The 13,412-nt window shown below is 68.0% G+C and carries 10 protein-coding genes; 2 read left to right on the top strand and 8 right to left on the bottom strand.

Going from position 1 to position 13,412, the window contains the following annotated elements:
- Positions 1 to 52: 52 nt before the first annotated feature.
- The gene (locus tag F4554_RS00740) at positions 53 to 1,021 is read left to right on the top strand and encodes a D-alanine--D-alanine ligase family protein (RefSeq protein WP_179785563.1); all 969 of its coding nucleotides are present in this window, start codon (positions 53 to 55) and stop codon (positions 1,019 to 1,021) included.
- A 348-nt stretch (positions 1,022 to 1,369) separates the two neighbouring features.
- Here F4554_RS00740 and F4554_RS00735 read toward each other — a convergent pair whose 3' ends face one another.
- The 8 genes from F4554_RS00735 to rpmH form a co-directional block, all read right to left on the bottom strand.
- Positions 1,370 to 2,380, bottom strand: a complete 1,011-nt coding sequence (locus tag F4554_RS00735; RefSeq protein WP_179785562.1) for a ParB/RepB/Spo0J family partition protein — start codon at positions 2,378 to 2,380, stop codon at positions 1,370 to 1,372.
- Positions 2,377 to 6,546 (bottom strand): AAA family ATPase, encoded by a 4,170-nt coding sequence (locus tag F4554_RS33385; RefSeq protein WP_337795812.1) that lies wholly within the window; start codon positions 6,544 to 6,546, stop codon positions 2,377 to 2,379. Before F4554_RS33385 ends, F4554_RS00735 begins: the two co-directional genes overlap by 4 nt.
- Before the next feature lie 1,397 nt (positions 6,547 to 7,943).
- Positions 7,944 to 8,603, bottom strand: coding sequence for a 16S rRNA (guanine(527)-N(7))-methyltransferase RsmG (gene rsmG, locus F4554_RS00725; protein WP_337795811.1), 660 nt, complete (start codon positions 8,601 to 8,603; stop codon positions 7,944 to 7,946).
- An 82-nt stretch (positions 8,604 to 8,685) separates the two neighbouring features.
- On the bottom strand, positions 8,686 to 9,276 hold the full coding sequence (locus tag F4554_RS00720) for a Jag family protein (RefSeq protein WP_179791206.1): 591 nt from the start codon (positions 9,274 to 9,276) through the stop codon (positions 8,686 to 8,688).
- Between the two features lie 152 nt (positions 9,277 to 9,428).
- The gene (yidC, locus tag F4554_RS00715; protein ID WP_179785560.1) at positions 9,429 to 10,409 is read right to left on the bottom strand and encodes a membrane protein insertase YidC; all 981 of its coding nucleotides are present in this window, start codon (positions 10,407 to 10,409) and stop codon (positions 9,429 to 9,431) included.
- 12 nt (positions 10,410 to 10,421) lie between these two features.
- Entirely contained in the window at positions 10,422 to 10,673 is a 252-nt protein-coding gene (gene yidD, locus F4554_RS00710) for a membrane protein insertion efficiency factor YidD (RefSeq protein ID WP_092651145.1), read from the bottom strand.
- Entirely contained in the window at positions 10,670 to 11,038 is a 369-nt protein-coding gene (rnpA, locus tag F4554_RS00705; protein ID WP_179785559.1) for a ribonuclease P protein component, read from the bottom strand. Before rnpA ends, yidD begins: the two co-directional genes overlap by 4 nt.
- A 32-nt stretch (positions 11,039 to 11,070) precedes the next feature.
- Complete coding sequence (rpmH, locus tag F4554_RS00700; RefSeq protein WP_179785558.1) at positions 11,071 to 11,205, bottom strand: 50S ribosomal protein L34; 135 nt, start codon at positions 11,203 to 11,205, stop codon at positions 11,071 to 11,073.
- Between the two features lie 571 nt (positions 11,206 to 11,776).
- Here rpmH and dnaA point away from each other — a divergent pair.
- A complete protein-coding gene (gene dnaA / locus F4554_RS00695; RefSeq protein ID WP_420360740.1) occupies positions 11,777 to 13,342 on the top strand; it encodes a chromosomal replication initiator protein DnaA in 1,566 nt (521 codons plus the stop codon).
- The last annotated feature ends 70 nt before the right edge of the window (positions 13,343 to 13,412 follow it).

Below are 13,412 nucleotides of genomic sequence, written 5' to 3'. Positions count from 1 at the left end.
TGCGCTTGAGCGAGACGAGCGGGCGAGCCGGTTGGTGACGAAGGGACGGCAGATGAGCGATCTTGGCCGCGTGGTGGTTCTCGCGGGCGGACTCTCCCACGAACGCGAGGTTTCACTCCGGTCCGGACGCCGGGTCAGCGAGGCGCTTCGCGACGTCGGCGTGGAGGTCGACGAACGCGACGCGGATGCCGGCCTGATTCCGTCCCTCCAGTCCGATCCGCCGGCCGCGGTGTTTCCCCTGCTGCACGGCGTGGCGGGCGAGGACGGCGCCTTGCGAGAGGTGCTGGACCTACTCGACGTGCCGTACGCGGGTTCCACCCCGGCCGCGTGCCGGTCGGCGTTCGACAAGCCCGTCGCCAAGACCGTGGTGTCCGCGGCCGGAGTCCGGACGCCGGAGTCTGTCGTACTCCCGCACGAGACGTTCCGTGAACTCGGTGCACAGACGGTTCTGGACCGGATCGTCGACCGGCTGGGGCTGCCGCTGGTGGTGAAGCCGACCCGCGGTGGCTCGGCTCTCGGCTGCAGCGTCGTCCACAACGTGTCCGAGCTTCCTGCCGCGATGGTCAGCTGCTTCGCCTACGGCGACGTCAGCCTGATCGAACGCCATGTCGGCGGCACCGAGGTGAGCGTGACGGTGGTCGACGTGGGCGACGGGCCGCAGGCGCTGCCGGCGGTGGAGATCGTGCCCGACAGCGGCGTGTACGACTATGCCGCCCGCTACAACGCCGGTGCGACGGAGTTCATCGCGCCCGCCCGGCTCGGCGACGACTCAGCGGCCGCGTGCGCGCAGATGGCGCTGGCCGCGCACAGCGCCCTGGGGCTGCGTGACCTGTCCCGCAGCGACCTGATCGTGGACGCCGACGGACTGCCGTGGTTCCTGGAGGTCAACGTCGCGCCCGGTATGACCGAGACTTCGCTGGTGCCGCTGGCGTTCGAGTCGGCGGGACTGGACCTGGGTGTCGTCTGCCGCGAACTTCTCGACGCCGCCGTCCGTCGCGCGGCGCCGACCGTCATCGCGTAGGGGTATCCCGGCGGACCACAGCTGGTCCGTGGGCTTCTGCATCCCGTCGCGCGCGGCGCCCTTTCCTCCTCCACGGTCGTACCGCCCTGCGTCTCGAGGCGGTCCACAGGGTGGTCGGAACCCACGGCATGAATTGTGTCCAACGCGTGCATAAGACGGCCGGTGACCTGGGGATGTACCTGTGAGTTACGGCACCCTCGGTGGATCTCCACCCAGCTGGCATGCCTCACAGCCGTTGTTGACAACGCTCCTACCTGCAGGTTTACCGCGCCTCGACATCGGGTCGAGCAGGTGATGCAGTGTGGAAACCGATGTGGAAAAAGCTGGGGATCATCGGCTTCCCCGTTGTCAGACCTGCTCGTGGTTGTCGAGCATCTCGGCCGCCGGCGGGTCCATCAGCCCGATGATGCGCTCCAGGTCGTCCAGGGAAGCGAACTCCACCGTTATCCGCCCCTTGGACCGCCCCAGGGCGACCTTCACCCGGGTCTCGAAGCGGTCGCCCAAACGGCTTTCCAGGTCGGCGAGCCGGGGAGCCACCGGCTTGGACGAACGCCTCGGCTTCGCCTTCTCACCCTCGCCGAGTCCGACAGCGATGATCTCCTCGAGAGCGCGCACGGACAGGCCCTCGGCGATGACGCGATGGGCGAACCGGTCCTGGGTCTCCTCGTCGTCGATCGCCAGCAGGGCTCTCGCGTGGCCGGCGGTCAGCACTCCGGCCGCTACCCGGCGCTGCACGGTCGGCGGGAGCTTCAGCAGTCGGAGCGTGTTGCTGATCTGTGGACGAGAACGTCCGATTCGCTGTGCCAGATCGTCGTGGGTGCAGCCGAAGTCGTCCAGCAGCTGCTCGTAGGCAGCCGCCTCCTCGAGTGGGTTGAGCTGGGCACGGTGCAAATTTTCCAGCAAGGCATCCCGCAACATCGCGTCGTCGCCGGTGTCCCGGACGATCGCGGGGATCTTCTCGAGGCCGGCTTCCTGGCTCGCCCGCCAGCGACGCTCACCCATCACCAGTTCGTAGGAGTCGGAGTCCAGCCGACGTACGACGATCGGCTGGAGCAGGCCGATCTCCTTGATCGAGTGGACGAGCTCGGCCATGGCCTCCTCGTCGAAGACCTGCCGCGGCTGCCTGGCGTTCGGCCTGATCGCGTCGACCGGCACCTCCGCGAAGTGCGCGCCGGCGACTGCGGCTGGTTCCGCGATCTGGGCAGGCGTGACGCCGCCCGAATCGCTGGGGTTCTCGCTGGCAGACGTCGTCGCGGTGCCGCCGTGGCCGGTCGGTGGCGCCGCCTGGTTGGCTCCCTGCGGGGGAGCCGGCGGAATGAGCGCACCGAGCCCACGACCCAAACCACGTCGAACCGTCATCGAACGTCCCCTCGCTTGGTAGCTTCTGCGGTGGTCGAGCCTAGTACGTCTGAGTTGTCACCATCGCCCGGTCCGTTGTCCTGGGGCGGCCGACCCGGGGGTGGTGCCGCCGGGTCGCGGTGCGCCAGTTCCCGAGCAGCCTCGAGATAGGACAACGCGCCGGACGAGCCGGGATCCCAGGTCATCGCCGTCTGGCCGAAGCTGGGGGCCTCCGAGATCCGCACCGAGCGCGGAATCGACGTACGCAGCACCGCCGGGCCGAGGTTCTCCCGCGCGTTCTCGGCAACCTGGGCCGAGAGCCGGGTACGGGCGTCGTACATCGTCAGGAGCACCGTCGACACGATGAGGTCCTGATTGAGCTCACGCACCAGCTCGACGATCTTGAAGAGGGTCTCGACGCCCTCCAGCGCGTAGTACTCGCACTGGATTGGTACCAGCACCTCCTGGCCCGCCACCAGGGCGTTCATGGTGAGCAACCCAAGCGACGGGGGGCAGTCGATCATCACGTAGTCGAATCGTTCACCCGCCGCCTCCTGGTCCCGCAGGTAGGTGTCGAGAGCGCGCTTCAGCCGGCTCTCCCGCGCCACCACCGTGGCGAGTTCCAGCTCGGCACCGGAAAGGTCGATGGTCGCGGGGACCGCCCACAACGTCGGGAAGCGCGGGACACCGTGGACGAACTTCTCCATCGGCTGACGGTCGACGACCACGTCGTAGATACCTGGTGCGCCCTCGCCGTGCTCGATTCCCAGCGCGGTCGACGCGTTTCCCTGCGGGTCCAGATCGACCACCAGGACCCGGGCTCCCGATCCTGCCAACGCCGCGGCCATGTTCACCGCCGTGGTCGTCTTACCTACGCCGCCCTTCTGGTTCGCCACCACGAAGATTCGGGTCTTTACCGGCCTCGGCAGCGTTGGGCGAAAGACCATCGGCAGATTGACATTGGGTGGGAGCGAAGCGGCCGGCGGCAGCTCGGTCGTTTCACGTGAAACGAGGATGTCATCGTCGTCTGGCTGCGGCACTGGTCCAGGTTCGCCAGCCATGCTGAACACCGGAGCTGGCGCCGCCTCAGCCGAGCCGACAGTTTCGGTCGGCTGAGCATCGGTCGGCTGAGCATCGGTCGGCTGAGCATCGGTCGGCTGAGCATCGGTCGGCTGAGCATCGGTCGGCTGAGCATCGGTCGGCTGAGCATCGGTCGGCTGAGCATCTGCCAGTTGGCCTATTGCGGTGCCGACAGGTGCCGCAACATCCTCGTCTTGGTCATCGTGCGGCTCGTGCCGAGGGCTCTGGGCAGACTCCGGGTCGGCAGCAGCGGGTTCGTCTCGCTGCTCGCGCTCGTCGCGCGTCGTCTCGGCGACGACTGGATGCCCCGGCTCTGATGTGCTCACCTCCCCGGCGTCGGCACGCAGTTCGTCGCCGGTCGTAGCGGGCGAGTCGATCTCAGATCCCTGAATCGCTGCGAGGTCGTACGGTCCTGCCGAAGAACTCGGCGCTGCCGGCACGGACTCTTGCTCCCCGCCGCCAGGTGCGGCGGAGTCCACAACCGGTGCGGCCTCTTCGTTTGCTGACGACCGCGCCCAGGCGTCCTCTGCTCGAGCTTCGGGCTCCGCCAGTCGCGGCTCACCTCCAGCCGTGAACGCATCGGTGGTGGACGTGGCTACCTTCGGCGACCCTGGCAGGTCGGCCGCCGAGGCGTGCTCGCGGGCGGGTACCTGCGGGTCCGCAGCGGCGGTTGCCGAGGTGTCCGACTCAACTTCGACATCATCACTCAGCCGCTCTGAGCGGTCCGTTTCACGTGAAACGGGCGTAGGCCTACCCTCGCCGTCGACCGACGAAGCATCGGGCTCCACCGCGGGGTCCTTCTCCGCTCGGATGTCATCGGGGCGGCCCAGCCCTCCTGTTTCGGATGCCTCACCCGTTTTGGATGCCTCGCCAGTAGTGGCCGCTGGTGAGGACGCAGGCAAGGTCGCTTCCGACCGGAACGTACCCGTCGCGTCCGCGACTCCGGTCGGCAGATCACTCGCTGCTCTCTCTGCCGACGCCACGGCATCTCGCTTCCCGTCGACCGGGCCGGAGTCCGCGGCCTCAGCGACACCTGCCGCGGCGTCCGGTTCAGCGTCTTCATCCCCGTTGGCAGAACCAACCGCCAAGCCGATGTTCGTGTCCTCATCGGCTTCGCGCGAGAGGTAGGACAGTCCGGAACTCTCTCCAGGCTGGGCCGACCGAACCTGGCCTGCACCAGCCCCGTACTCCACGCTCGTCGTCGAGGGTGCGGCGCCGCGCGACTCATCGAGCGGCGCGGATACCTCGCTGATGTCGGACTGGTCCACGTCGAATTCGCCTGCCTGTGCAGTCTTGGCGGCGTCCCCCTCCTCCACCGCCCAAGCGGCCCCGCTCAGGTCCGCCTGATGAGGGTCTGCTTCGCGCGTCGGTGCAGGCGTAACAGTGTGCGCCTCCTCTACCGACTTGGCATCTCCACTCCGCTCAGCCTGGTCGGTGTCAGCTCCGTCCTCTATGCCCGCCGTTACAGGAACGGCCAGGTGCCGGTTGTCTATCTCCCTGGCGGCCGGGCTCGCGTCGGTTCCGTCGAGACGATTCGTCGTCGGGACTGGCTGCGACCCTTCGGCCGAATCCGCCGGTCCCTGGCTGTCGGCACGAATACCGAGGGATTCTTCGGTCTCCAGCTCAGCCGGCTTTGCAGAACTGAACTCCGACTGCTCAACACCGCTGGGAAGGTCGGCCATATCGGAAGGGACGCTCGGCTCCCCGGTGGAGCCACCTACTTCCGGCCCACAAACGCTCCGCTCCTCTGAAGCCTCCACACTGGGGCTGTCAGGGCCATCGCCTGCATCTGGCGCCTGTTCCTGGGCGGCGCCGGGGACCTTGACCGCGCTGTCATGAACTGCCTGGGCCGACGGCTCGACCGTTGTCAGCGGCGTCCTCTCCTCGTGTTCGGTGGCGATCGCCTCACCTCGCTCAGCAGCCGGTTCACCGCCTCCGTAGTGCGACCGCGACGACTCCGAGCCGGACCTCACCTCAGATTCACTCGGGACACCGGAAAGGCCACTTCTCTCAAAGGCAGGCAGGCCGCCAACGCTCTCGCCCTGCACTTCAGGTGCCGAAGTGTGGGGCTGTACAGGCTCGCTCGCCCTGACCTGGCTGTCATCGGCGGATGCGCTTGTATCGACACCCGAAGACTCGGTCTCCTCCGAGCGGCGGTCGACGCCCCCATCCCTATCGATGAGCTCAGGCCGCTCGTCGACGCCGGTGCTTTGCGGCTGCTTCAGGCTGGCAGCACCGGCGATCGATGCGGTCGTTTCACGTGAAACGCGGACCGCCAATGCGTCCTGGTCGTTCGATACCGGCTGCTCACCTACGGACTCGGCCGCGTCAGCCACCGAGCCGTCGACGGAGGACGGAGTGTGCGTGTGAGCCTCCGAGCCTTCGGGTCCAGCTGCTTCTGCCGACAACGACTCAACGACGGACAGCGGCCCGACGCCCTCGGCACCGTGGGGCGAGGCTTCAGCGCGAGGGCCTGCGTCCGGCTGCGTGCTGCCGTAGGCCTGCTCCTCACCCCTGGACCCCACGACTCCCAGACCGTTCGCATCTCCTGCTGTCATCCCTACCGACCGCGTCTCACCACCTGGCTCAACAGAGTCAGCCGGCAGTACCGCACTGCGGAACCTGTCGGTCGCAGCCCGCGGATCGATCAGAGTAGCGGCGTCGCGAGAGGAGTCGTCGAAGTTGGCTGCTTCCGGGAGCGACTCGTGCGCATCCTCACCGGCCACGCTCGCATCGGTGGCAGCAGCCTCGGACTCGGAGCCAGCAACCCCAGGATTCGCCGCACCCGCAGATGCGCGGACGTCCGGCGCCGCTTGGTCACGACTGGACCCGGCATCGGTCGGATCGTCGCTGGTCTCGAACTGACCCACCCCAGCGACATCGTTCCCCGAGCTATCGCCGGTCCCGCGAGGCAGGTCACTCTCAGCTGCGGGTCGGTCGGCGTGGCGCGCGGTGTTTCCCGGGCCAGCCGACGTCGGCTCGTCCTGTGCCGGCGCACCCAGATGCTTGGGTACCAGCACGTCCAGGCCGTACGCCTGCCGCTCGCGATGCGTCCGGGCCTCGTCAGGTTCGATCGCCGGTCTCCAGGTGCTGAAAATCTGGCTCACGCGGCCACGAGCACGGCCGACCGCGCCACGGACCCACGCTTCGCCCGCGGCTCGGTCACGCTCATGCTCTGGCAAGGCATCGGTGGGGTGCTCTCGCTGGGACATCGGGCGGGACTCTTCTGTGCCTGGCACCGACTCGCCGCCTCCGGGTACTTCCTCATCAAGTTCAGTGGACTCATTCACTGCTTCACTCGCCGACCGCACTCCGCCGGGAGTGGCCTCACGGACACCCGGGGGAAGCCACAGGGATGCTGTGGACCGAGGGTCGCTCCCGGCCAAGCCGTCGGTCACCCGAGCCTCGGCGGCTTTGGACAGGAACTGACTGCCGAAGTCAGTCTCCCGATGCCCAGAAGAAGAGAGGTTCTCGGACGAAGCGAGTGTGCCGTCGGCTGCCGGCTCCGGCGCCGTCTGGCGCGCACCATGGCGAATACCGACAGCGGGTGATGCGTCGGTGAGGTCGCCATCCGGGCTGCCCTCACCTGCCGGAGACTCCACGGCGGGTGAATTCTCGTCATGGTCCGGCGCATGGTGAGCGCCGGCCGCAGAGTCGAAGGTGTCACGAGGGCTCGGCTGGGCGATCGATGCGCTCGAGAGCCCCTCACCACCGACCGGTTTCACGTGAAACGCACTGACATTGGTCTGGGACTCACTGGACACCTGGCGCTGCCCCTCGGCCGACTCCGTGGTCGGTGCGGCCGTCTCTGTGACGACGAGGCGCTGGTGCGAGACCGACTCCAACGCGTCGGCGGGTGAGTGCTGGGCCGCGGATTCGACCCTGCCGCCGGGGTTCGCACCTGCGCCGGACGTGGTGGCGACCTCGGTTACCGGCCCACCGCGCATTCCTCCGAGTGGTGCCGGACGTTCACCGCCGGAGAATTGTCCGCCGACGTCATCAGGCAGGTCTGTCTCCGCACGGGAACCAGCCGGATCGGTCGGCCTGACTACAGCCGGCGCCTCCTTAGCCGGAGGCATCGCAGCGGATGCTGACCCGTCGGCGTCCGGCCCACTCTCGTCGGCGAGGGAACCGGTCCCGGATCGCTCGGTTCGAGACGATTGCTGCTCCGTGGGAGCCGGCGAAACCGACGTCCCATCGTGACCGACCCTGCCAGCTGATCCGGTGCTACAAGTGGTGCCCGGGTCGGTCGCGTCCACCTCGGGTGACCAATCAGCGTCGGGCGATCCTTGAGTCCTGTCCGATCGTGTCGGCGACGCCGCCGAACTCGGAGTCGCCGAGTCCTCCTCAGCCAGTTCCGACGAAGCACCGGGCGGTGTTGCCCCCGGCCAACCGAGCCCGGTCCGGTGATGTGTAGAGCGCGGCCGCTGCGACTCGGGTTCGTGTTTGTGCGACGGTTCCCCCGGCCAGCCGAGTCCGGTTGTCACCTGCACGTCGGTCACCGTCACTCTCCTCTTGCCGAACCGGATCCGCCCGGGCGATTCCGCCTCCGCTTCGCCGAGCTTCTACCACCTCGCGATGTCCCCGCGACGACGCGCACCACAGTGGTCGGGACCGACAGTAGATCCGCGCCCAGGCGCTCGATCGAGCACTTCGCGGCACCTGCCGCGTCGAGTTCAGGGCGCGCTTCGTCGAGTTCGGTGCCCGCGCGTTCGCCTTTCATGGCCAAGACTGACCCACCGGGCCGACACAGTCCAAGCGCGACACGGGCCAGGCGGGAAAGTGGCGCGACCGCTCTGGCCGTGACCACGTCGTAGCTGCCCCGATGATCCTCCGCGCGCGCCCGAATCACCGTGACACCGGTCAACTCGAGGGTCTCCGCGACCTCCGACAGGAACGCTGCCCGGCGCAGCAACGGCTCCAGCAGCGTGACTCGGAGGTCGGGTCGAGCGATAGCCAGCACTATGCCGGGCAGGCCGGCCCCGGAGCCGATGTCGCACACAGTGGCGTCGGTCGGGATCAGTTCTACGAGCACACCGCAGTTCAGCAGATGCCGGTCCCACAGCCGGGGAACCTCGCGTGGACCGAGGAGACCTCTTTCGGTGCCTGCGCCTGCCAGCAGTTCGGCGTACCGACGAGCAAGCGGCAGGCGTTCGCCGAACACCTCCTCAGCGGAAGGAGGGCTCTCGGGAGCTACCGCAGTTGACGTCGTTTCACGTGAAACGTCGGAGGCCGACGCCTCGGACTCAGGCTTGCTGGACGACGACTCGCCGGTCCGGTTCTTCGCCCTCCGACTCACTCGTCAGTCCCTTCGCAGCAACGGCGTCGTGGACGATCTTCCGTTCGAACGGCGTCATCGGCGCCATCCGGACCGGCTCACCACTCGCGCGGACTTCTTCGACGACCTTCTCCGCCAGGGCGACCAGGTCGGTACGACGCTGGGCGCGGTATCCACCGACGTCGAGCATCAATCTGCTGCGTTCCCCGGTCTCCCGGTAGACCGCGAGTCGAGTCAGTTCCTGCAGCGCTTCGAGGACCTCGCCGTCCTGGCCGACCAGGAGGTTCAGGTCGCCACCGACGATCGCGACCATCGCGCGGTCACCTTCGACGTCGAGATCGATGTCGCCGTCGATGTCGGCGATGTCGAGGAGCTCTTCGAGGTAGTCGGCAGCGACGTCACCCTCGCCCTCCAGCCGGGCGATCCGATCCGCCGACGCCTCACCGGATTCCTGACCATTGTCAGGCCGACCGGTCTCCTCGGACTTTTCCGATTCGGAGACCTCGTCGGCACCCTCGGTCGATCCGCCCGACTCCGAAGACTGCGGAGACCCGGTCACCGCGGCCTGATCAGTCTGCTCACTCGACCCACCGGGCTTCTCCGCATCGCCACCTTCGACGAACGACGTAGCGCCTTCAGTCACGACTTCTCCTTCGTTCCCGCGCCGTCGGCGGCGCTTGACACCTTCGGGGACGGCCATGCCGTCCGTCGTCAACGGCCCTTCCGCTTGCTACGCGGCAGGCGCTGCGGTTGTACCCGCTTGACCGTCTGCGCGGTCTCCGCCTGCTCGCCGTCAGCGGCCGGGGCCGAGCCGTTCGGAGTCTCCTTGGCGGTCTCCTTGGCGCCGCCGGGCAGGATCCCGGCAAGGCCGGGGCGATGTCCCGCCTTCTTGGTCTTGCGCGCCTGGTAGGCGTCGTAAGCAGGCGTACCCGGCGCCGGATTACGGCGAATCACCCAGAACTGCTGGCCCATGGTCCAGAGGTTCGTGGTGAACCAGTAGATGAGGACACCGACCGGGAAATTGACGCCGCCGACCGCGAACACGAGCGGGAGCACGTAGAGCAGAAGCTTCTGCTGCTGGGCGTACTGACCGGTCAGCGCCTCGGGCGGCATGTTCTTGCGCATCAGCTGGCGCTGGGTGGTGAACGTCGTGGCCGTCATCAGAAGGATGAGCACGATCGTCACGATCCGCACGGACAGGCTGGTCGAGCCGATGAACTTGTCCGAGATGTGCGCGCCGAAGATCGAGGCGTGGCGCAGGGAGTCGACCAGGGTCTGGTTCAGGCCCGAGCCGCGGACCAGGCCGTTCGCCGCGCCGTCGAGCACCCGGAACAGCGCGATGAAGATCGGCGACTGCAACAGGATCGGCAGGCACGAGGAGAACGGGTTGGTGCCGCTCTCCTTGTAGAGCTTCATGAGCTCCTGGCCCATCCGCTCCCGGTCGTGGCCGTACTTCTTCTGCAGCTCGCGGACCTTCGGCTGCAGCAGCGCCATGTTGCGGCTGGCCCGGATCTGCCGGACGAACAGCGGGATGAGCAGGATCCGGATGAAGACCACAAGGCCGACGATCGACAGAACCCACGTCCACCCCGAGTCCGGACCGAGGATCGGGGAGAAAACGGTGTAGAACGCTCGGATGATCCACGACACGACGTCGTAGAGCGGCGTAAGGATCGTGTCGTACCAACTCACGCTTCATGCACCTCAGGTGTGGGTGTGCGCGCCCACACCGGCGCGCGGTCGGGGTGGCGGGACCGGGTCGTACCCACCGGGGGTCCAGGGGTGGCACCGCGCGAGCCGGCGTACGGCGAGCCAGCTACCTCGCAATGCCCCGTGTGTCTCGACTGCTTCCAGGGCATAGGCGGAACAGGAAGGGTGATAGCGGCACACCTGGCCATACAAGGGGCTCACCACCAGGCGATAGCCCTTGAGAAGCAGGACAAGAACGACCTTCACCGCACACCCTCCGCCTCGACCCGCCGCGCACGCGTCAGGACAACGTCGAGCGCCGCGTCGAGGTCACCTCCGAGCCGCTGGCTCGACGCCTCCGCTGCCGACGGTAACGCGCGGACGACGAGGAGGGTTCCTGGGGACAGCCCGGCGACCCGGTCTCGCAGCAGGTGCCGGAGCCGTCGCCGCACGGTGTTGCGGACGACCGCGTTGCCCACGGCACGGCTCACCACGAACCCGACCCTCGCGGGGGCAGGATCCGTGGTAAGTGCGAGGTGGACGACAAGCGTCGACCGACCCGACCGGCGTCCGCGTCGGATGGCCGTCGCGAAGTCGGCCGGACGACGCATGCGGTGGCGGGCCGGGACCACGACATCGAGTGTGACCTGGACGACCTCGGCCGTCAGACGGCGAGGCGCTGGCGGCCCTTGCGCCGCCGGGCAGAAAGGATGGCGCGGCCGGCTCGGGTCCGCATCCGCAGCCGGAAGCCGTGCGTCTTGTTCCGGCGCCGGTTGTTGGGCTGGAAGGTGCGCTTCACAGGGAGTCTCCTGGTCAGTGACGAAGATCGCGGGCACCATCAACTCGACGTCACCGTCCACCCGCGGCCCCGCACACGCACCGAGTGCGGTGTGGGATCTGATCCGTGAGCATACGGCGAGCGCCGAAGAAGACAGCACCGTGACCGACTTACGGTACGGGTCAGCCGCTCGGCCGGTCAAACTGGGCCCTGCCGACCGGGTTGCTGCGACCGTCTCACGTCCGCCCGGAGATCGTGGTCCCGGGGGCACCGGGCGATTGCGCGGGCCCGACGGAGAAACGTCCGGGTCGTCCGGCTTCGGCCCGGTTCGCCGTGAATGGACCGGAGCTTGTTGACCGGATTGTGCGCTTGTTACCGTCCCTCACCCTTAGGGTCGTCCACAGTCGCTTTACACAGCCTGTGGAAGGATCTGTGGACGCCTGCGAGCGCCTGGGATTGTGGTCGACCGAAGTCCGTCCACAGCCGCGCACGGCGGGGTAATCCACAGGGCGTGGGCGCAAGACCAAAAGCATGTCGAGACGGGAGTGACCTAGTGGCCGGCGAACCTGACCCACTCAGCGCCACCTGGCGACTGGTCCGCGATGGCCTCGACCAGGATCTGCCGGCCACGCACCGGGTGTGGCTCGCCCAGAGTCGCCCGGTCACCCTGCACGGCAACACCGCGATCATCGCCGTCCGCGACGACTTCACCCGCACCCAGCTCGAGACCAAGCTCCGTCCGCGCCTCGAGGATGCTTTGTCCACGGCGCTCGGCCAGCCGGTCCGGCTGGCCGTCACCGTCGAGCCCTCGCTCTCCCTCGACGATCACGACGACCCCGACGGCATGGCGAGCGCGGCCGCGGCCGACGGGGACGAGTACGACCAGGGGCACGAGCGCGGAGGAATCCCCGCCGGACCACACGGCCAGGGGCAGCCCGGAACGCAGGGGCCCGGGATGTCGGGATCATCCGGTTCGCCCGGCTCCCCGGGGTCGGCCTCGCCCGGCCAGCCCGGCGTACCCGACCTCCCTCGGTCCGGGCTGAACGGCGGCGTGAGCGGGACGGACGCCTTCACCCTGTCCTCCGCCCCGCCCGGTCAGCCGGTACGCGCCGACAGCGAGCCACCGCGGCTGAACCCGAAGTACCTCTTCGACACGTTCGTCATCGGCTCGTCCAACAGGTTCGCCCACGCGGCGGCGGTGGCGGTGTCGGAAGCGCCGGGCAAGGCGTACAACCCGCTGTTGATCTACGGCGACTCCGGACTCGGCAAGACCCACCTGCTGCACGCGATCGGTCACTACGTGCGGAACCTCTTCGCGAACGCCCGGATCCGTTACGTGTCCAGCGAGGAGTTCACCAACGACTTCATCAACTCGATCCGGGACGACAAGGCGCCGACCTTCCAGCGCCGCTACCGCGACGTCGACGTGCTCCTGGTCGACGACATCCAGTTCCTGGAGAACAAGGAGCGCACGCAGGAGGAGTTCTTCCACACCTTCAACGCGCTCCACAACGCGAACAAGCAGATCGTGATCTCCTCCGACCGGCCGCCGAAGCGCCTGGAGACGCTGGAGGACCGACTGCGCAACCGGTTCGAGTGGGGACTGATCACCGACATCCAGCCGCCCGACCTGGAGACCCGGATCGCGATCCTGCGCAAGAAGGCCGCCCAGGAACGCCTCACCGCTCCGCCCGAGGTCCTGGAGTTCATCGCCAGCAAGATCCAGACCAACATCCGCGAGCTCGAGGGCGCGCTGATCCGGGTGACGGCGTTCGCCAGCCTCAACCGGCAGGCCGTCGACCTCGCCCTGGCCGAGATCGTGCTGAAGGACCTCATCCCGACCGGTGGCGAACCGGAGATCACCGCCGGCCAGATCATGGCGCAGACCTCGTCGTACTTCGGCCTGTCGATGGACGACCTCTGCGGTTCCAGCCGCAGCCGGGTCCTCGTGACGGCCCGGCAGATCGCGATGTACCTCTGCCGCGAGCTCACCGACCTGTCACTGCCGAAGATCGGCCAGCAGTTCGGCGGACGCGACCACACCACGGTGATGCACGCGGACCGGAAGATCCGTCAGCTGATGGCGGAGCGGCGCAGCGTCTACAACCAGGTGACCGAGCTCACGAACCGCATCAAGCAGCAGGCCCGCTCGTCCTGAACCGCCCTCCGCCACGACCCGCCCACCACGCCCTCGCGCGGTGCTCACACCCTGGGGACAACTCTGTGGA

It is taken from the genome of Actinopolymorpha rutila, assembly GCF_013407855.1.
In the GTDB taxonomy this organism is placed as follows: Bacteria; Actinomycetota; Actinomycetes; order Propionibacteriales; family Actinopolymorphaceae; genus Actinopolymorpha; species Actinopolymorpha rutila.
Note: the sequence above shows the minus strand (reverse complement) of the source record. Positions and strands in the feature narration are given on the sequence as shown.

Coding starts and splice junctions, on each gene's coding strand:
- F4554_RS00740 (WP_179785563.1), top strand. CDS start 53: ATGAGCGATCTTGGCCGCGTGGTGGTTCTCGCGGGCGGACTCTCCCAC.
- F4554_RS00735 (WP_179785562.1), bottom strand. CDS start 2,380: ATGACGGTTCGACGTGGTTTGGGTCGTGGGCTCGGTGCGCTCATTCCG.